The following is a 500-nucleotide window of genomic DNA, read 5'->3' as shown; positions in this document are numbered from 1 at the left end:
CCACGGCAGGTCGTGGCACAGTTCTTTGTCCAGTTTAGCGACCGGACACAGCTTGCGATGACCCTAGCTGACACTGGGAGAGCGAGCAAATCGCTGCGATTGTGCAGCTTTTTTAATTAAAACATTGCAACAATAACGTTCGATAGCTTTAATCATATATGCTATAATAGGTATATAGAAGGAGTGGTCGAATGAGCGCTTATGAAAAACATGTAAACGGAACAGTAAGTGAGTTGTTAGCAGAAGCTTTTTTTGTTTCAAAAGGATACATAGTGTCTAAACCTATAAATGATTTCAATGAATATGATTTGATTATTGATTGTGAAGATGGTTTAAAAAGAGTTCAAGTGAAAACTGTTTATTGGGACAACGCAAAAATGAGAAACGTTATCAGCTGTGTAACTTCACACATCAGAAGTAATAACCAAAGATACAACAAGAAATATAACGCCAAATCGTTTGATATATTGTGTGCTGTTCATAAGGACACGAAGACTTTT

The 500-nt window shown here is 37.0% G+C and carries 1 protein-coding gene; it reads left to right on the top strand.

All coding sequences use genetic code 11. From position 1 onward, the window contains the following. Nucleotides 1–191 precede the first annotated feature (191 nt). A partial coding sequence (locus BVJ53_RS14825) for a group I intron-associated PD-(D/E)XK endonuclease (RefSeq protein WP_202865303.1) occupies nt 192–500 on the top strand: 309 nt, incomplete at its 3' end.

Source organism: Lacticaseibacillus chiayiensis (assembly GCF_004123795.1).
GTDB lineage: Bacteria > Bacillota > Bacilli > Lactobacillales > Lactobacillaceae > Lacticaseibacillus > Lacticaseibacillus chiayiensis.
Note: the sequence above shows the minus strand (reverse complement) of the source record. Positions and strands in the feature narration are given on the sequence as shown.